Raw genomic sequence first — 220 nt, forward strand, 5'->3', positions numbered from 1 at the left:
TGTCATGACTCAAGCAAACCAAGCCATCACGCCAGAGTCGACTCAACCATGCCATCACCCGAAATATGTGCCCTCAAATGACTGACCCACACGCCACAATCAACGCAACCGCCACTGACACGACAAGCGCGCCACCGGGCAAGCCTTCCCTGTCGGCTGACTTGGCAAAACACATTGCCGAGCAGATAGAGCGCGGCGTACTGGCGCCAGGTGATCGACT

The organism is Advenella sp. (assembly GCF_052108595.1).
In the GTDB taxonomy this organism is placed as follows: domain Bacteria; phylum Pseudomonadota; class Gammaproteobacteria; order Burkholderiales; family Burkholderiaceae_B; genus Advenella.